Here is a 19,403-nt window from a genome sequence, read left to right as displayed (position 1 = left end):
CTATCTTACATGTTTTGAATCAGAGCGTCAGCAAACTCGGAGCATTTCAGTTCTTGTGCGCCTTCCATCAGACGAGCGAAATCGTATGTTACTGTTTTCGCGGAGATGGTTTTTTCCATGGAGTTGATGATCAGGTCAGCAGCTTCGTTCCAGCCCAGGTGACGCAGCATCATTTCTCCGGACAGGATCACGGAGGATGGGTTTACTTTGTCCAGACCAGCGTATTTCGGAGCTGTACCATGAGTTGCTTCGAAGATCGCATGACCAGTCAGGTAGTTGATGTTTGCACCTGGAGCGATACCGATACCGCCTACTTGTGCAGCCAGTGCGTCAGATACATAGTCACCGTTCAGGTTGAGTGTTGCTACTACATCGTACTCAGCTGGACGAGTCAGGATTTGTTGCAGGAACGCGTCAGCGATAACATCTTTCACGATGATTTTGCCAGCTGCTTCTGCTTCTTTTTGTGCTTTGTCAGCGTCGCCGCCTTCAGCTTTGATACGATCGTATTGTGCCCAAGTGAACACTTTGTCGCCGTATTCTGCTTCAGCCAGTGCATAACCCCAGCTTTTGAACGCACCTTCCGTGAACTTCATGATGTTACCTTTGTGTACGAGGGTAACGGATTTGCGCTTGTTGTCGATTGCATAATCGATTGCTGCACGAACCAGACGCTCTGTACCATCTTTGGAAACAGGCTTGATACCGATACCAGAAGTTTCTGGGAAGCGAATTTTCTTCACGCCCATTTCGTTTTGCAGGAAGTCGATTACTTTTTTCACTTCTGGAGTACCTTCAGCCCACTCTACGCCAGCGTAGATGTCTTCAGTGTTCTCGCGGAAGATTACCATGTCAGTCAATTCAGGATGTTTCACTGGGGATGGAACGCCATCGAAGTATTGAACAGGACGTACGCAAGCATACAGATCCAGCTCTTGACGCAGTGCTACGTTGATAGAACGGATACCGCCGCCTACTGGTGTAGTCAAAGGACCTTTGATTGCGATCAGGTATTCACGAACAGCAGTCAGCGTATCTTCTGGCAGCCACTCGCTGTATTGGTTGAAGGATTTTTCACCTGCGAATACTTCGAACCAAGCGATTTTCTTCTCGCCTTTGTAAGCTTTTTCTACAGCTGCATCCAAAACGCGAACAGAAGCTTTCCAGATATCAGGGCCAGTACCGTCACCCTCGATGAAAGGAATGACCGGATTGTTTGGAACTACCAGTTTACCGTTATCCACAGTAATTTTTTCGCCTACAGTTGGTTGCGTCAGGTTTTTAAACACAAAAAATCCCTCCAGTGTTATATATATTTGGTGATTATGAATATTTCCAGACGTAGGAGAACTACCACCCACTTGTGGTAGTTCTCAAGCTTGCGCTCAGGAGCGATCAGCCTGGCTGACGACCTGCCCTCCACGCTCGAAAATAGCGAGTTCTTAGCGGCGGTCAATTGGAACGTAGTGTTGGTTGACCGGGCCGGTGTAATCCGCGCGAGGACGGATCAGGCGATTATTTTCATACTGTTCCATGATGTGAGCCGTCCAACCGGACATACGGCTGATGGCAAAGATCGGTGTGAACAGGTCTGTTTCGAGACCGAGTGAAATGTAAACAGATGCGGAGTAGAAGTCAACGTTTGGTTTCAAGCCTTTTTCGCCGGAAATCATTTCATCAATCTTCACAGACATCTCAAACAGCTCAGGACGACCGATTTGCGCGGTCAGTGCTTTGGACATTTCTTTCAGCCATTTCGCACGTGGGTCACCATCTTTGTATACACGGTGTCCGAAGCCCATGATTTTTTCCTTGTTATCCAGCTTGGTGCGGATATAGGACTCTACATTAGCCATGCCGCCGATTTCGTTCAGCATTTTCGCTACTGCTTCATTAGCGCCGCCATGCAGAGGGCCTTTGAGTGTACCGATTGCAGACACGATACCGGAATAAATGTCAGTCAGAGTAGCAACAGTTACGCGAGCAGAGAATGTAGATGCATTAAACTCATGGTCAGCATGCAGGATCAGAGCAACGTCAAACGCTTTTACTGCTGTTTCTGTTGGCTCTTGGCCTGTAAGCATGTAGAGGAAGTTTTGTGCAATCGTGAAATCTGCACGTGGAGCTACTGGCTCCAGACCTTTACGCATACGCTCATAAGCAGCGATCAAGGTAGGAGTTTGTGCCATCAGACGGATAGATTTCCGATAGTTGGCTTCAGGAGTCATATCTTGCGCTTCTGTGTCGTAGAGCGCTAGCGAAGAGACAGCTGTGCGCAACGCCGCCATTGGATGTACGCCTTTAGGATAGTGGCGAATGCTTTCCAGCACTTCTTGGGCCACTGCTGCATTTTCACCCAATTGTTTTTTCAAAGCGTCTAGCTGATCACGCTTCGGTAACGCTCCATGCCAGAGCAAATATACAACCTCTTCAAAAGTTGCATGTTCTGCCAGCTCATCGATGTTGATCCCGCCATAGCAAAGAACTCCATCGACGATCGAACAGATGGATGATTGAGCGGCAACAACGCCTTCAAGTCCACGAGTAGTTGTCATAGAACTCCCTCTCCTTTTCCACTCAAGTAGTAGTGCTTATCCAGTCTTCGCTTGTCCGCCATGACTGATAAACGACCTGATCAGGTTCAAAAAAGACGATTTTTTGAACATCCTATCTATGAAATTGTAAGCAGCGGTTTCTTTCATCCACCACTCTTGACAGGGAATGTATCCACGCAAATCCTCACAAGGTCGTACATGAAAATGACGCTCGTGTAAGGGGAGAGGCGAGAGAAAAGAATCCACTAAGACGACCCAATTATAAAAGATTATTGCGATTTTGTGAATAAGGTTGGCGAAAAAATGTTTCGAAGGGTGAAACGGAGTTTTGTTTTTTCGCGATTCTTGCTCCACCTATCGGGCATGCTGCATAATAGAAACATCAGTATTTTGTTCGCACCTTCGCGGCGGAAAGGAGAAATCGTTTGAATCAGGAAAACTGGGTAGAGCGCCTCTTTCAAATCATTCGCTTGTTATGGGTTTGCCTGCTTGTCTATGTAGGGATTTGGGTATTCCAACACGCAACACCCTTACTGTACCCATTTATAATCGCTTTAGTCATTGCGCTCATCATCAATAAACCAGTTACGTTCATGACGAGAAAGTTCAGGATTCCACGCTGGCTTTCGGTCATTATCGCGCTCTTGGTTTTGATGCTGCTCGCTGGTGGAGTGGTCACACTGATTATCACGGAAACGGTCGTGGAAATCGGAGAGCTGGCCAAACGCTTGCCAGTCGTTGCACAGGAGCTGGCCCATTATTTGCAAAATACGATTTCTCAAGACTTCTTGATGGGCATTTACAATCAGATTCAGTGGTTTTATGATCAGCTCGATCCAAGTTATAAGGATAAGCTTACCAGTACGGTAGGCAGTGCGATCTCGACCATCACGAATGTCGGGCAGGACTTGATCGTCAAATTCCTGGATGGATTGAAAAATCTGCTTGTCTCACTCCCGAATATGGCAACAGTTTCCGTCATTTCCATCATGGGTGCGTTCTTTATCTCCAAAGATTTTGCTGTTTGGGAAGCGCGGGCTCGTCGTCTTTTGCCAAAAGGAGTAAACAGTCGTCTCGATCAGATTTTTATCGATTTGCGCAATGCCTTGTTCGGGTTCGTCAAGGCGCAGTTGACTCTCATCTCCTTAACCGCCGCCATCGTGATTATTGGTCTGTTGTTCATGCGTGTCGAATACGCAATAACGATTGGCTTGATCACGGGCTTGGTCGATCTCTTGCCTTATCTTGGGACAGGGACGGTCTTTGTTCCTTGGATCATCTACATGTTTTTCAAAGGCAATTACACGATGGTCATCGGCTTATCCATTTTGTACGGGGTCGTATTGATTTTCCGTCAAATTATCGAGCCAAAAGTCGTTGCGGAAAACGTCGGTCTCGACCCTCTCCTCACGCTAGTCGCGCTGTTTGTTGGCCTCCAATTGTTCGGATTCCTGGGCTTGATCATCGGACCTGTTTCACTTGTCATGATCAATGCTTTGGTAAAAGCCAACGTCTTCGTCGATGTATGGGGCTACATCCGTGGAAAGAAAACCTGACCCAACGTAAAAAGAACCGCTTGCGAGCAGCTTGTCACACAGCTCGAAGCGGTTCTTTTTTTATAGGGAATATCTGTACTGTATTAGCGGCGGAAAAACAATTGAACACGACCAGACGAGATGAGATTCCACAGCCAGCGCTTCAACAGATGACGAATAATCATCCGTGTGTACGGAATGAGGAAGACCAGTCCAATCACATCCGTGACGAATCCAGGCAACAAGAGCAAAATGCCACCGATCAAAATCAAAACACCATCGATAAGTGAATCCGTAGGCATTTGCCCACGCGACAACTGGTGTTGGACCATCCGGAATACTTGCATCCCCTGCTGTCTTGCGAGCCAAGCCCCCAATATCCCCGTGAGAATGACGAGCACGACTGTATTCCAACCACCGATCCACGATCCAATGGTAATAAGCCCCCAAAGCTCTAATCCAAACGCAACGACAAATAGAATGGCAAAAAAGCGGAACATGCTTATTCCCCTCCTTTATGCTGGGAGTCCAACCAAACATAGATGTCAGGCTCGGCTCGTGACAAGCGAATCGGCCTCAAAGCTGTGTTGGTAAATACATGCATCGTCTCTCCTGAGACCAACGGCTGTTGGTCAGGCAATCTAACAATCTCGTATGCAAAAGTGAGACGGACAGGACTGAGCTCTTTTACTCTCGTCCGTATTTCTACCTCATCGTCATAGCGGGCGGGCTGTTTGTAAGAGATGTTCGCATCCGTGACAGGCAGAAGTACGCCTTTTTCCTCCAGCTCACGATAGGTGATCCCCGCATGGCGAATCAATTCTGTTCGTCCTACTTCAAACCAGTTCAAGTAATTCGTATGGTAGACCACACCCATCTGATCGGTTTCGCCATAGCGGACACGCAATCGATGGGAATGAATAATGGGAGTCATATTGGATCGCTCCTTTCTCTATAGGATGATTGTACCATACAAGGACAAGAAAATACGTTGCTGTTGTGGTGGGGAGGAAACAGGAGAAAACGCTCAGCTTCTAGGGCCACCCCCTGAGGGATTGACTGCCCGACTCCATGCAAAAAGCGAAACCGCGTCCAAAGTAGTCCATTCACCGAAGTAATTTCAGAGGTGGACGCTTAAGGGCGTGTTTCGCTTTTTGCATTCCGTCTCGGTCGGCGTCCCTAAGATCTTCGCTGTTTTCTCCTGTTTCCTCTACGATCTTTCCGTGTGATCCGATTTTTTAAAAGATGGAAGAACATAATTAGTTCCGGCAGAGAAGAATATTTCCAGACGTAGCGACTTGTGAGTCCTACCGAGTGTGAGAAGGGATTCGCGGGCAAAAGAAACGCAACCGTGCCCATGCGACGTAGCGGCTACCACTTTTGCGTTTCCCCGCGAATCCCTTCGGAGCGGGCAGTCTCAGCCCCCAGCAGGACGGAGCCTGGAGCCTAGACTGGAAATATTCTTCTCTCCACTACAGCCGCATACAACAAAACAGGGGCAGACTGCTTCCTCCAGTCTCCCCCTGTCTTTATTTATTTGGATCACTTAACGAATCGGGCAAGCTCCGCCTTCGCAAGATTCAGCCGTGGACAGATCAGCCTCGCCGCCGGTTTCATACTGCTGCAGAATCGCAGGATCAAATGGCTTCATGGACTGCTTCAATGCCTCGTACTGTTCTTTGGTGCACTCTTCATATGGAGCCAATTGGTAGTTTCCGCCATCCAATTGCAAGAAAGATACACCTACGAAATTATCCCAGTTATCGTAAACGATGTCTTCTACTTCTACCCACTCTTCCTTGCGTACTGTAATGGTGTTAGAAGAGTTGTGCTCGGTATATTCTTTTTGGAAACGGAAGTACGTATCGAATTGGCGTTTTGCACTTACTTCGTTCTTCGTTTCTTCTGCGCCCGATGCTACAGGGAAATCGATCACGAGTGTACGTGCATTTGCCATGCGCTCTTCATATGTTTCGCCTGGTGTTCCTACCTCTGGGTTGACTGTCCAGCCGAGAGTTTGTACCGCTTTTGCCAATGGATCCTCAGCATTGATGCGAATGCGGCGGATGTAGTACGGCGAATGGGACCAGTGCAGACCGCTGGAGACACCACCAGCAACCTGAGACAGCGTGCCTTCCGGCTTCACTGTCGTTACCAGGAGTGGAGAGTTCACACGCAGCTCATACGCATAACGGTTCGCCTCGTCACGAGCAGCATCGCCCAGCTTGCGCAGCAGTTCGAGCTCTTGCTCTTCTGTATAGCCAAGGGATGCCAGCGCATCCTTCACACCCGTAAGGGAAGTTCCGAGCAAACGGTCACGCTGTTGAACGGTATCCCAATGCGGCAGTTCCAGCGTAACCAGCGTCATGCGAAGACCGGCACGAGCAGATTTGCGTTGTGCTTCCAGCAAGCCATCGAGATCCAGATACTTGGAGCCATCCTCGCGATCCTTCACGAATTCAACCAGATTGACTGTCGTCAGGTTGCAGACGCCATAAGAATCGAGCAGGATTTCTGCACAAGGGTTCAAGCCCTCTGCATTTGGACGACGACGGTTCGCTTCTTCCAGGTTGATGAAGCCTGGCTCGCCTTCCAATTGCATCAAAGTGAACACGAGGTTCAAGAATGGCTTGGTCGGTTGTTTAGTAAAAGCGATGGAGTTATTGGACATGCGGCGGTGATCCAGACCGAAGCGTCCGTCTCCTACTTTTTGAATGCTGTCAAACCAAACAGGCTTGTGCTCACCCAACAGCTCGCCCACACGACGGTGGTGGTTCAACTGATCCTCTGTCCAGAAGCCGTTGATGCCGTATTTCGCCAGCATGCACTCGTAATCATCGTGATCGAACAGGAAAATTTCCGCTGTACGGCGCACGCCACCTACTACGACGTTTGCTCCGATGAGATTTCCAATGTCGAGAATATGTATCGGACGGATTTTACCGTATCCTTTTTCATCACTCTCGATCGCTGCCAAGTGCTGGTCGATTTGGTTTTTCAACACTTTATCGATTCCTTCAAACATTTCACGAAGCGGCTCATGACCACTAGCAGTACCGCCAAAACGCTTCAGTCGCTCGCCTTTTGGACGTACGCTGTTATAAGAGATTTTCACAGTGTGAATGTGTTCGTAAGTGGAATCTGTCAAAATTTGCAGGTAGAGACGGAGGGATTCTACCCAGCCTTCTTTACTGTCTCCTACATAAATCTTGGCAAAGCCGTTATCCAGTACATTCAGCTCAGAACGCTCCAGGCGTTGATGCTTTGGCAGCGGTCTGTATTCAGAAGAAAGCAGCGAAACATTCGTGCGAATCGGGCCCAGTCCAGCAGCCATTTCCTTCGTGCATTTAAAGCCTACGCCAGTTCCTACCAACAGAAGGTAGAACAAATCTCCTAAGTCATCCCAAGACTTGATGTTCAGGAAAGAGCAGTTGAAGTTCGCCAACGGATACAAATCCGCTACGCCGTTGTCTGCACCGCCAACCCACAAGGTACGGCCAGACAAAAACTGGCGAAGGTTGAACATGTTGTCAAACAAGCCTTCTGCCTCTTTTTCCATTGCGCGAGAATCGGCGTACATTCCGATTTTGTTCAAATGCTGATAAGCCAGCTTAATATTGTAATCCACCGAGCGGCGGCAAGTTTCTTTCCACGTTTCCCGTCTTCCTTTTTCCGGTACAAAACGAGAATAAGTACGGTAGTAAACAAATTGTCCCAGAGGACTCATATGGATCGGAAAATCAGGATATTGATCTAAGAATTCATCCCGCAAAAATTGAGTTCGGGATACGGTTTCGGTCGCCAGCATATCGTTCCTCCTTCGAATCTTTCCTCTCTAGTTAACTATCTTTATCTGTAAAACTCAATAGTTTTACCTATATATTGTGCGAAATAATTTTCGACAATACTAGATGTTGTGTTTGCTCTAAAAAAACACTTGACACAAAATCCCGAACATTGGACGTACAAAAGGGCAGTTCTATGTTCAGCCTTTTCCTGGCAACAAGCGCTATAACATCCATTCTGTCATGATTTGGAAACTCCGAACGTATGGATTTCATCCGTCCTGACACAAAGCCACCGACCGATTTTAACAGATTCCCACTTGCTTTGCACCACCTAATAATCACCGTTATCTGGTAAAACTTATCAGGCAGTTCGTCGGCTAATCCTTTTTATACCAAGCCAAAAAAGGGTGACGCTTGGTCACCCTTCAGAGGCATTCTTCATTAAATATGAGTAGTATTACCTACAGAATCCGGGCATGTCCTGAGTAAATATGCCCACGCTCAGAATCCACTGTTACGATTTGCCCGTCCTTCAATACATCCGTAGCAAATTGCACCCCTACGATGACTGGAACGCCGAGATTCAGGCCTACGATGGCTGCGTGAGAGGTAAGCCCGCCCTCTTCGCAAATCACCGCTCCAGCCTTGCCAAACGCTTCAATCATATCGGAGTCGGTACCGATGGTTACCAGGATCGCCCCTTCTTCTACCTTAGCCAGCGCCTCTTCGGCGGATCTGGCAATCACTACCTTGTTTGTGACAACTTTACGGCCGATTCCCTGTCCTTTTGCTACCACATCGCCAATGACGTGGATTTTCATCAGGTTCGTTGTCCCAACTTCACGCACAGGCACGCCTGCTGTGATCACAACGAGATCGCCATGACGAACGAAGCCTGCATCGAGCGCCTCCTGAACAGACATCTCCAGCATTTCGTCGGTTGTATTCGCCATTTCGCCCTTCACCGGATACACGCCATTTACGAGTGCAAGACGGCGAATAATCGCTTCATGTGGCGTTACAGCCACGATTGGTGCTTTTGGACGGAACTTTGATACCATGCGAGCAGTGTGTCCGCTTTCGGTCGCCGTAATGATTGCCGCTGCGTCCAGATCCAGTGCTGCATTGGATACAGCTTGGCTGATGGCGTCGGTAATCGTCACTTGTTTGAGCTGTGCTTGTGCGTACAAGATCTCGCGATAATTCAGCTCCTGCTCTGCACGTACAGCAATGCGCACCATGGTTTCAACAGACTCAACCGGGTATTTACCGGCAGCCGTCTCTCCGGAGAGCATGATCGCGTCTGTACCATCGAAAATGGCATTCGCAACGTCACTCGCTTCCGCACGTGTCGGGCGCGGGTTGCGCTGCATAGAATCGAGCATTTGTGTCGCCGTAATGACAGGCTTCGCGAGTTCGTTACACTTCTTGATCAGCTTCTTCTGGACAAGTGGTACTTCTTCTGCCGGAATCTCTACGCCCAAATCACCACGCGCAACCATGATTCCATCTGTTACTACCAGAATTTCGTCTACGTTATCGACACCTTCCTGGTTTTCGATTTTCGCGATAATATCGATACGCACGTTATGGCGCTCCAGGATTTGGCGAATCTCCAAGATATCCGATGCTTTTCGGACGAAGGAAGCCGCAATGAAATCAACTCCTTGTTCAATACCGAATTCGATATCCTGTGCATCTTTTTCTGTAATACCAGGCAAGTTGATTTTGACGCCTGGAACATTGACGCCTTTTTTGCTCTTCAGTGTTCCACCGTTTTTGATCAAGCAGACGATTTCGGTGTCACTCACTTCCTGTACAGTCAACCCGATCAAACCGTCGTCGATCAAGATCGTATCACCGATATTTACATCACGAGGCAATTCCGGATACGTAATGGAGACGCGCTCCGCAGTTCCTGCTACTTCCTCAGTGGTGAGGATCAGCGTATTTCCTTCTACGAGCTCGACTGCATCTACTGCGAGCGTACCCGTGCGGATTTCAGGACCTTTTGTATCCAGCAGGATTGCAACAGGTTTCCCGGTTTCTTTTGACGCCTGACGAATGTTTACAATTCGCGCCGCATGCTCCTCATGGGAACCGTGCGAGAAATTCAAACGGGCTACGTTCATTCCGGATTCAATCAATTTTTTCAGTGTTTCAACCGATTCACTCGCCGGTCCAATGGTACACACGATTTTTGCTTTCCTTAACATAGGATGTAAGCCTCCTCTACACTCGTAAAAACTGTCAGTTTTATATAGATAGCGTGCGCGCCAATTGATAAATGGATAAATCCAATTGATGCTTTTTCGCCAATGCTTCTTGAAAATCAACATCAACGATCTGGTTGTTCTGAATCCCAACCATTCGGTCCTGCTTGCCCTCCAGCAACAAATCGACAGCTGCTGCACCCATTCGGCTCGCCAGCATTCGGTCCATCGCAGTAGGGGAACCACCGCGCTGAATATGCCCAAGTACCGTTACCCGAGTCTCCCAGCCTGTTTCTTTCGTGATCGCTTCGGCATAAGAAGCTGCACTTCCTACCCCTTCCGCCACAATAATAATGGAATGCTTTTTGCCACGGCGTTGTCCAGCATGCAGACGCTCAATAATGTCGTCCATCTCCTGCGACGCTTCCGGGATAATAATGGACTCGGCACCGGCTGCAAGCCCTGCCCACAATGCCAGATCGCCAGCATCTCGTCCCATCACTTCAATAATGTACGTGCGTTCATGCGAGGTGGCCGTATCGCGAATTTTATCGATCGCTTCCACAACGGTATTCAATGCGGTATCAAACCCGATCGTGAAATCGGTGCACGGAATATCATTATCAATCGTACCCGGTACGCCAATGGTCGGGAAGCCTCTCTCGGTCAGCTTCTGAGCACCGCGAAACGACCCGTCTCCCCCAATCACGATCAAACCTTCAATTCCATGAGCACGTAATTGGTCCACTGCTTTTTGCTGTCCGGCTTCCGTCTTGAACGCTTCACTGCGAGCGGAGTAGAGAATGGTTCCTCCCCGTTGGATAATATCCCCAACAGAGCCAAGAGACATCTCCTTGATATCTCCCCTCATCAGCCCTTCGTATCCGTGGTAAACCCCAAACATTTGTACCTCGTGAAAATGAGCACGACGTACAGCCGCCCGGACTGCGGCATTCATTCCAGGAGAATCTCCACCGCTAGTGAGAACTGCAAGTTTTCGCATGGAATCCACCTCTCCAATCATATCGTCTTTAGCATGTCATTTAACGGAAACAGTATGTACCATACCTTGTATGAAACATGCTGTATCACTCAATTCCTCATATCTGTTATACACTCGAAAGATATGTGCCATACTTTTTGAAAGCTCTGATAACTCTTTCATTCGACTTCGATTGTAGCAGATTTCCCTCGGAGAAAAAAGAAAAAAACGCCCCCTGTTTCTTACAGGGTGGCGAATTCTCCAATCTGTTTAAACTTCTCGTAACGGTCCTGTATCAATTCATCTGGAGTTAAACGGCCCAACTGTTCTAGTTGTTCCGCGATGACCGCCTTGACCATCCCTGCCTGCGCGATCAAATCACGATGGGCTCCTCCGAATGGTTCATCAATAATTCCGTCAATGACTCCTAATTCCAATAAATCAGGAGCCGTGATTTTCATCGTCTCCGCTGCACGCATACCCAAGCTGGAATCTCTCCAGAGAATCGCAGCTGCACTCTCCGGTGCAATCACGGAGTAATAGGAATTCTCCAACATATAGATGCGGTTGCCTACGCTGATCGCCAAGGCCCCACCGCTTCCACCTTCCCCGATGACGATACAAATAATCGGCACGCCAAATGTCGCCATTTCACGCAGATTGCGGGCAATCGCTTCGCTCTGGCCGCGCTCTTCTGCCGCTTTTCCAGGATAAGCACCTGATGTATTGATAAAGCAAATAATCGGGCGACCGAACTTGTCCGCCTGCTGCATAATGCGCAATGCCTTCCGGTAGCCTTCTGGGTGAGCCATCCCAAAATTGCGCTTGATGTTGTCTTTTGTGTCTTTCCCTTTTTGGTGACCGATGACCGTAACCGGACGTCCATCCAGCTTGGCAATTCCACCTACGATGGAATGGTCGTCTCCAAACAAACGGTCTCCATGAACCTCGATAAAATCAGTAAAAAGAAGTTGTATATAGTCCAAAGTTGTTGGCCGTTCCGGATGACGGGCCAGCTGTACACGTTGCCACGGAGTCAAATTGCCGTAAATTTGCTCAGCAAGCTCTTTTGATTTTTGTTCGAGACGCTGTACTTCGTCAGAGAAATCAATTCCCTTTTCCTCAGTAAAACGGCGCAATTCCTTAATCTTATCTTGTAATTCTACTAATGGCTTTTCAAAGGAGAGCTCGCCTGCCATGTTTCTACTCCTTCCCGAGACGTGTGCATCTCTACCAGTTTGGACAGTGTATTTCGCATGTCCTTACGGTGTACCACCATATCGAGCTGCCCATTTTTTAACAAGAATTCCGCTGTTTGGAAGTCTTTTGGCAACTCCTGACGGATCGTTTGCTCAATGACTCGACGCCCAGCAAAACCGATCATAGCTCCTGGTTCTGCGATATTGTAATCTCCCAACGAAGAAAAGCTGGCTGATACCCCACCATATGTAGGATTTGTCATGACCGAGACAAAGAGTAAGCGTTCGCGATCCAAGCGAGACAGCGCTGCGCTGGTTTTCGCCATTTGCATCAGGCTCAATACACCTTCTTGCATGCGTGCTCCACCAGATGCACTGAACAGAATGAAAGGCAAACGCCGTTCGATCGCTTGCTCAATTGCACGCGTGATTTTTTCCCCGACGACCGATCCCATACTCGCCATACGGAAACGAGAATCCATGACCCCAATCACGATGCGATTTCCACCCAGAACACCTTCGCCTGTAATGATCGCCTCGTTCAAATTGGTTTTGGCCATATCTTGCTCCAGCTTTTCCAAATAGCCAGGAAAACCGAGTGGATTGGCTGTAATCAAATTGGCATCAAATTCTTCTGTCAGAACCCCATCATCCAGAAGCGCTTGCAGACGCTCCGGAGCGGACATGGAGTAGTGGAACTGGCAGCCTTTGCAGACACGCAAGTTCTTCTCCAAATCCTTTGAGTAGTGAATCGTCCCACAATGTGGGCATTTATTCATCAATCCCTCAGGGACTTCCTTTTCTTTCGTACCCGCTTCCTTGCTAGTGTCGGTGGAAGCAGGGACACGTGCTAGTGTCTCTGAAGGAACTGTAGCGAATTTGCGCTTTTTCCCAAAAAGATCTTTAAGCACAGGTAAACCCACCTTTCTCTTCAGTGAAGGATCGTGCCGAGTACATCCCGGACTTCGTTTAGTTCGCTCTCCGGCACAAGAATCTCGTACTGTTTCGAGACCTTACCTTCGCGAACCTTTACCAAAAACCCTTCATCTGTCAAACGTTGCTGTATCCGTTCTGCAATTCTAGCGCTAGGAGCGATGTAGATGACCGTCCACATGCTGGCTTCCTCCTCAATCGTCCAATACAGGTCTGCATCATCATATCACAGCGCCAGCGCCCCTCGCAAATTGGGGGAAATCTATAGCTTGCTGTTTTCCAAATGCTTCTTCATTCTCTCTAGTGCCACGTTCACATCGCCTTCGCGAATGGCTTCCATAATCTGTCGATGCTCTACGAGTGCTGCACTCGCTCTGCCTTCACGCGACAGTGATTCAATACGGATACTGTTGCTGTACTCAACCAAAGGCGTCCAGATGCGATGCAGAATCGAGTTGCGGCTGGAGCGACATATGACGCGATGAAACTGATAGTCTTCCTCCGCAGGTACCTCGCCTCTTGCTACTCTTTCCTCTGCAATGGCCAGGATGCGTTCCATTTCATCAAAATGCTTGTCAGTCGCCCGTCTACAGGCTAAGCGGACAGCATCCAGCTCTAGCATTCGGCGCATTTCGATCAAGTCCTTCTTGGTTTTGGTATCCCGTAGGATAAAAAATCCAAGAATATCGATCAGCCGATTGTGTCGGTAATGCTTGAGAAAGGTGCCCTCCCCGCGACGCGTCTCAATGAGTCCGAGCAACTCCAGAGCCCGAAGAGCCTCGCGTACAGAGGAACGACCTGCTCCCAGTTGCTCGGACAGCTCTCTCTCAGACGGCAGCTTGTCCCCGGGCCGCAAGTTTTGCTCCTGAATGATTTCATGAAGTTGCAGGAGAATTCCTTCGTAAACCTTTCGATCTTGAGAAGAGTCGAGCACGATTATCCTCCTTACTCGTACCTTCAACGAGGAGCACCCTCCACGTTTGTAAAAAGTCTACGTTTTTTCGCGGAGGGTGTCGTTGGTGCCTCGATAAAGAGTATTTTACGCTTCTTGGTAAGAGATAGCAGTCAATTTCGTCGTTTTTTGTTTTACTTCTTCCGGATCAACTGTGATGCGAGCAACACCCGTTTCCATCGCTGCTTTTGCTACTGCCGCAGCTACGTTTGGCGCTACACGTGGATCGAATGCGGAAGGGATCACTTTATCCGCAGTAAGCTCTTCTGGCGTGATCAGGTCTGCGATTGCATATACAGCAGCCAGTTTCATTTCTTCGTTGATCTCCGTTGCACGTACATCCAAAGCGCCACGGAAGATTCCCGGGAATGCCAGAACGTTGTTTACTTGGTTCGGGAAGTCGGAACGGCCTGTACCGATTACTGCCGCACCTGCTTCTTTTGCTTCTTGTGGCATGATTTCTGGTACTGGGTTTGCCATAGCGAAAATGATCGGATCGCGGTTCATCGAACGAACCATGTCTTGTGTAACAGCGCCAGCTACGGATACACCGATGAATACGTCAGCGCCTTTCATTGCATCAGCCAGGTCACCTTGCAGCATGCTGCGGTTCGTGATTTTCGCCATTTGTTCCTTCACTGGGTTCATACCGAATGGACGGCCTTCGTACACGATTCCTTTTGTATCAACCATGATTACTTCTTTCACGCCCATGGAAATCAAAAGCTTCATGATCGCGATACCGGCTGCACCTGCACCGTTCGCTACTACGCGGATATCTTCCAGCTTTTTGTCAACCACACGCAGAGCATTGATCAGACCTGCTGCTGTAACGATTGCTGTACCGTGTTGGTCATCGTGGAAAATCGGGATATTTGTTTCGCGCTTCAGACGCTCTTCGATTTCGAAGCATGCAGGAGCTGCGATATCTTCCAAGTTCACGCCGCCAAAAGTAGGCTCGAGCAATTTAACTGTCTCTACGATTTTATCTACATCTGTTGTATTCAAGCAGATCGGGAATGCATCTACGCCTGCAAAGGATTTGAACAAAACTGCTTTCCCTTCCATAACCGGCATTGCTGCTTCTGGTCCGATGTTTCCGAGACCCAGTACAGCCGTACCGTCGCTGACTACTGCAACCAGATTGCCTTTCATCGTGTAATCGTACACTTTGGACTTGTCATCAAAAATATCTTTGCAAGGTTCAGCAACCCCAGGAGAATAGGCAAGACTCAGATCGTAAGCATTGCGAACGGGTACCTTGGTCACTGCCTCCAATTTTCCTTGATGTTTTTTGTGAAGCTCCAGTGCTTCCTCTCTCAGGTTGGACATGAGATCCCACTCCATTTCACGATAATAGTTTCTATGATGGCTTGTAGGCAGTAAAAAATGCCTGGGTTATTCCAAGTGGTCTGACCACTTATTGAGTTATGATCTCAATATAATAAAAAACTGTTCTCCTGTAAACCTGCCGAAAACGGCGAAAAAGGGAGGACATTCCTCATCCTCCCCAATTTATAGGCATTTCTTTCCGAATTACGCTGTCAGGCCCCACAATTTCTCGCGCTTGCTCCAAAAATGACTCATCTACGTCTACCCAATTTGCTTCTGGCAGGCGAATTGTCTGTCTTTTTCCTTCGTAGAAGAGGATAACGGGAATCGTTCCTTTTTTTTCGACAAACAAGCGTGAAAGTCTTTGCAGCGTCGAATCGTGCTCTTGCTCTGCCGATATTTTGACAAATAATACGGTCTCCGACTTCGGCTGCGGCAGCGTTTGTGCATCCCAGAAACGAGAGGCCAGGAGCTTGACCATGTCGTCCTGGTGGTCGACGCGGGCTTCTGCCACGACGATTTGTTCGCGCTCGAGCAGTGATGCATACTTCGCATACACCTGCGGGAAGACGACCAGCTCTACGGGTGCCGTTTTGTCCTCTAGCGTAATAAACGCCATTGGGTCCCCTTTTTTCGTTTGGATGCGTTTGGCTTCCGTTATCATTCCGAATACTTTCACCGTCTTGTCGCGTGGCACATCCCCCAACGAAGAGATCACTGATACTTCCGGGCGGCTCGCGACATGAGCAAACTGATCCAGTGGATGACCCGAGATGTATACCCCGATCAAGTCCCGCTCCTCTTTTAATTGCTGTGTATGTGAGAGCGGCGGCACCTCGGGATATTCTGTCGGCTCGCGCAAAGGTGCCGCATCTTCTTCTCCCGCAAATAGATTGAGCTGGTTGGCGTCTCGCTCGATTCTCTTGCTGTTTGCTTTCCCCACTGCTTCATCCAGCAATAGCAAAAGCTGACTGCGATGTCCCGGCAACGAATCCAGCGCGCCGCATAAAGTGAGTGACTCTACTACTCTGCGATTGACTAACCGCGCATCCACACGGGCACAAAAATCAAAGACGTCACGATACGGTCTGCCTTTGCGTTCTTTCACGATCGATTCAATGGCACCGTAGCCGACATTTTTCACTGCGGCCAGACCGAAGCGAATCGCATCCTGCTCCACTGTAAAGTAGGCCAGGCTCTTATTCACGTCAGGCCCGAGCACGGTAAGCTGCAATCGCCGCGCTTCTTCCGTGTACTCGGCAATTCTCGTTTGACTGCCAATGGACAACGAGAGTAGCGCTGCCATGAACGCAAGCGGATACGTTGCTTTCAAATAAGCCATCTGGTAGGCAATGACCGCATAAGCAACCGAGTGGGCTTTGTTGAAGCCGTAATCGGCAAAGCGCACGATCAAATCGTAGACTTGATTGCCCAGCGCTTCTCCGTACCCTTGCCGGACACAACCAGCCACGAACTTCTCCCGCTGCTCCGCCAAAAGCTCCCGTTTCTTTTTCCCGACTGCTCGACGCAAAATATCTGCCTCACCAAGACTGAAGCCTGCGAGTGTCGAGGAAATCTGCATGATTTGCTCCTGATAAATCATATAACCATGTGTCTCCCGCAAAATCGGCTCGAGAACAGGATGGGCGTACTGTACTTTGCTCTGTCCGTGTTTGGCGGCAATGTACTGCGGGATGATCTCCATCGGCCCCGGGCGATACAATGCCAGTACCGCAATGATGTCATCGAGGTTGCTTGGCTTCAAATCTCGCAGCACATTGCGCATCCCGGAAGATTCCAGTTGAAAAATGCCGGTCGTCTCCCCACGTGAGAGCATACGAAACGTTTTCTCGTCGTCTGTCGGCAGCTTATCCAGATCAAGCGATATTCCCTGCTCCTGCAAATGACGCAACGTCTCCTGAATGATTGTCAAATTGCGCAAGCCGAGGAAGTCCATCTTCAACAGACCGACTTCTTCGAGAATTTCCATCGGATATTGCGTGAGCGCCAAGCCTTCATTGCCCGTCTGTAATGGAACGTAATTCGTCAGCGGTTCCCGCGAAATGACGACACCCGCCGCATGTGTGGAGGCGTGGCGAGGCAAGCCTTCTACGCCCCTTGCCGTTTCGATCAGTTGCGCTGCCTGTTTGTTTTCCGCGCACAGCTTGCCGATATCCGGGTTGATCTGCATCGCTCGTTCAATCGTCATGCCTGGCGATTGCGGGATCATTTTAGCCACGCGATCCACGATCCCCAAAGACAGGCCTAACGCCCGTCCAACGTCACGCACGGCTGCACGAGCCGCCATCGTTCCAAAGGTAATGATTTGGGCAACACGATCATGACCGTACTTGCTCGCTACATAGTGAATGACTTCGTCACGGCGCTCTACGGAAAAATCGATATCAATATCGGGCATCGTCACCCGCTCCGGGTTGAGAAAGCGTTCAAAGAGCAACTGAAAGCGAAGTGGATCAACATTCGTGATTTTCAAAACGTACGCAACCAGACTACCTGCCGCAGACCCGCGTCCAGGTCCAGTTGGTATCCCGTTTTCGTGAGCGTACCGCATGAAATCCCATACGATCAGGAAGTAATCGGTGAAGCCCGTCCCTGTAATAATCGCCAGCTCATGATCCAGACGCGCTTGCACCTCTGGTGTCATCTCGCCGTATCGCTCCAGACAGCCCTTTTCACACAGTTCACGCAAATACTTTGTTGAAGCTTCTCCCTCTGCCAAGGGGAATTCCGGTAAAATATGTTCGCCAAAGGTAAGGTCCAGCTTGCATCTATCTGCTATGGCTACCGTATTCGCTAACGCTTGGGGAGCAAAGGCAAAAAGCGCCGCCATTTCCTCCGCACTTTTCAGATAGTATTGATCCGTCTCGTAGCGAAAACGGTTTTCTTCGCCAATCGTCTTGCCTTCTTTGATCGCCAGCAAGATATCATGCTGCTGGTGATCCTCCCTGTGGATGTAGTGAACATTGTTCGTCGCAATCAGCGGAATCCCCGTCTCCTGGCTCAGTTTCACGAGACGAGTATTCAGCCTGCGCTCCACTTCCAGGCCATGATCAGCCAGTTCCAAATAAAACTGCTGTTCACCAAACATTCGCTGATACTTGCGGGCTGCTTCTTTCGCAGCGTCCACTTCTCCAGCCAGTAACAGCTTGGCTACTTCCCCTTGCTGGCAGCCGCTCAGTGCAACGAGGCCATCTGTATGCTTTGCCAACACCTCTTTGTTGAGACGCGGAAGTATGTAGTTGCCGTCTGTATTCGCGATTGTCGCCAGCTTCAGGAGATTCCGGTAACCCGTTTCGTTTTCAGCGAGAACGATCAGATGACTAGGCGGCGGTGCATTTCGCACGCGATCTTGCAGATTTCCTTCTATTACGTATATTTCCATTCCGATAATCGGTTGGATGCCTGCCTCCAGACAAGCTTTATAAAACGGGATCGCCCCGTACAGATTGGCATGGTCTGTCATAGCCAGTGCATGCATGCCCAATTCGCTGGCTCGCTTCACTAGCTCATCGATACGTGCTGCTCCATCCAGCAGACTGTACTCCGTATGAACATGCAAATGGACAAAGGAGGTCATGATATTACCCCTCTCACTTTTCACGATTGAAACTTTCTCTCTTACATTATACCGGAAGTATAGCGCATACGGACGTTAAGAACAAACGTTCTCGCTTGTATTTGACCGTTATCCCCTGATTTTGGTAGGATGATTAATACCAGAATGGCTAGAAAGGATGAATCCATATATGTGGCCTGCCTTTTACATGACCGGTGTTCTCGCTTCCCTGGTAGCCAGCGTCTACTATAGTATCCATGCGCGCAGACGAGGCATCCATCCGCTTGAATCGCGTATGTTGCTGGGGAAAATGAATGTGTCATTGGGGATACTCGTT

At 49.1% G+C, this 19,403-nt stretch carries 15 protein-coding genes; 2 read left to right on the top strand and 13 right to left on the bottom strand.

Features of this window, described 5'->3' with window-relative positions:
• Positions 1–5: 5 nt before the first annotated feature.
• Positions 6–1,289, bottom strand: a complete 1,284-nt coding sequence (gene icd, locus HP568_RS20820; protein WP_048031705.1) for an NADP-dependent isocitrate dehydrogenase — start codon at positions 1,287–1,289, stop codon at positions 6–8.
• A gap of 153 nt (positions 1,290–1,442) precedes the next feature.
• Positions 1,443–2,555 (bottom strand): citrate synthase, encoded by a 1,113-nt coding sequence (gene citZ, locus HP568_RS20815; protein ID WP_173630110.1) that lies wholly within the window; start codon positions 2,553–2,555, stop codon positions 1,443–1,445.
• Positions 2,556–2,980: 425 nt separating this feature from the next.
• Between citZ and ytvI the strand changes: the two genes are divergently transcribed.
• Entirely contained in the window at positions 2,981–4,111 is a 1,131-nt protein-coding gene (gene ytvI, locus HP568_RS20810) for a sporulation integral membrane protein YtvI (protein WP_173630109.1), read from the top strand.
• Positions 4,112–4,194: 83 nt separating this feature from the next.
• On the opposite strand, the gene HP568_RS20805 is transcribed toward ytvI, so the two are convergent.
• From HP568_RS20805 to HP568_RS20755, 11 genes are all read right to left on the bottom strand, one after another.
• On the bottom strand, positions 4,195–4,590 hold the full coding sequence (locus HP568_RS20805) for an FxsA family protein (RefSeq protein ID WP_007725339.1): 396 nt from the start codon (positions 4,588–4,590) through the stop codon (positions 4,195–4,197).
• Positions 4,591–4,592: 2 nt separating this feature from the next.
• Positions 4,593–5,024 (bottom strand): acyl-CoA thioesterase, encoded by a 432-nt coding sequence (locus HP568_RS20800; protein ID WP_173630108.1) that lies wholly within the window; start codon positions 5,022–5,024, stop codon positions 4,593–4,595.
• 612 nt (positions 5,025–5,636) lie between these two features.
• A complete protein-coding gene (gene nrdJ / locus HP568_RS20795) occupies positions 5,637–7,898 on the bottom strand; it encodes a ribonucleoside-triphosphate reductase, adenosylcobalamin-dependent (protein ID WP_056496771.1) in 2,262 nt (753 codons plus the stop codon).
• 441 nt (positions 7,899–8,339) lie between these two features.
• The gene (gene pyk, locus HP568_RS20790) at positions 8,340–10,094 is read right to left on the bottom strand and encodes a pyruvate kinase (protein ID WP_048031699.1); all 1,755 of its coding nucleotides are present in this window, start codon (positions 10,092–10,094) and stop codon (positions 8,340–8,342) included.
• Between the two features lie 40 nt (positions 10,095–10,134).
• Entirely contained in the window at positions 10,135–11,094 is a 960-nt protein-coding gene (gene pfkA / locus HP568_RS20785) for a 6-phosphofructokinase (protein WP_048031698.1), read from the bottom strand.
• A 221-nt stretch (positions 11,095–11,315) separates the two neighbouring features.
• A complete protein-coding gene (gene accA / locus HP568_RS20780) occupies positions 11,316–12,272 on the bottom strand; it encodes an acetyl-CoA carboxylase carboxyl transferase subunit alpha (RefSeq protein ID WP_048031697.1) in 957 nt (318 codons plus the stop codon).
• Positions 12,239–13,183 carry an acetyl-CoA carboxylase, carboxyltransferase subunit beta gene (gene accD, locus HP568_RS20775; RefSeq protein ID WP_048031696.1) on the bottom strand — a complete coding sequence of 315 codons (945 nt, stop codon included), beginning with the start codon at positions 13,181–13,183 and terminating at the stop codon, positions 12,239–12,241. Before accD ends, accA begins: the two co-directional genes overlap by 34 nt.
• Positions 13,184–13,203: 20 nt before the next feature.
• Positions 13,204–13,386 carry a hypothetical protein gene (locus HP568_RS20770; RefSeq protein ID WP_007725347.1) on the bottom strand — a complete coding sequence of 61 codons (183 nt, stop codon included), beginning with the start codon at positions 13,384–13,386 and terminating at the stop codon, positions 13,204–13,206.
• Positions 13,387–13,467: 81 nt separating this feature from the next.
• The gene (locus HP568_RS20765) at positions 13,468–14,139 is read right to left on the bottom strand and encodes a FadR/GntR family transcriptional regulator (RefSeq protein ID WP_012685105.1); all 672 of its coding nucleotides are present in this window, start codon (positions 14,137–14,139) and stop codon (positions 13,468–13,470) included.
• A 105-nt stretch (positions 14,140–14,244) separates the two neighbouring features.
• Complete coding sequence (gene ystJ, locus HP568_RS20760) at positions 14,245–15,489, bottom strand: NADP-dependent malic enzyme (RefSeq protein WP_048031695.1); 1,245 nt, start codon at positions 15,487–15,489, stop codon at positions 14,245–14,247.
• A gap of 169 nt (positions 15,490–15,658) precedes the next feature.
• Positions 15,659–19,087, bottom strand: a complete 3,429-nt coding sequence (locus HP568_RS20755; RefSeq protein WP_173630107.1) for a DNA polymerase III subunit alpha — start codon at positions 19,085–19,087, stop codon at positions 15,659–15,661.
• 169 nt (positions 19,088–19,256) lie between these two features.
• Here HP568_RS20755 and HP568_RS20750 point away from each other — a divergent pair.
• A partial coding sequence (locus HP568_RS20750; RefSeq protein ID WP_217366699.1) for a YtpI family protein occupies positions 19,257–19,403 on the top strand: 147 nt, incomplete at its 3' end.

The sequence above is a fragment of the Brevibacillus sp. MS2.2 genome (assembly GCF_013284345.1).
GTDB classification, from domain to species: domain Bacteria; phylum Bacillota; class Bacilli; order Brevibacillales; family Brevibacillaceae; genus Brevibacillus; species Brevibacillus brevis_C.
The sequence above is the reverse complement of the archived record's forward strand: the minus strand, read 5'-3'. Positions and strand labels throughout refer to the sequence as shown.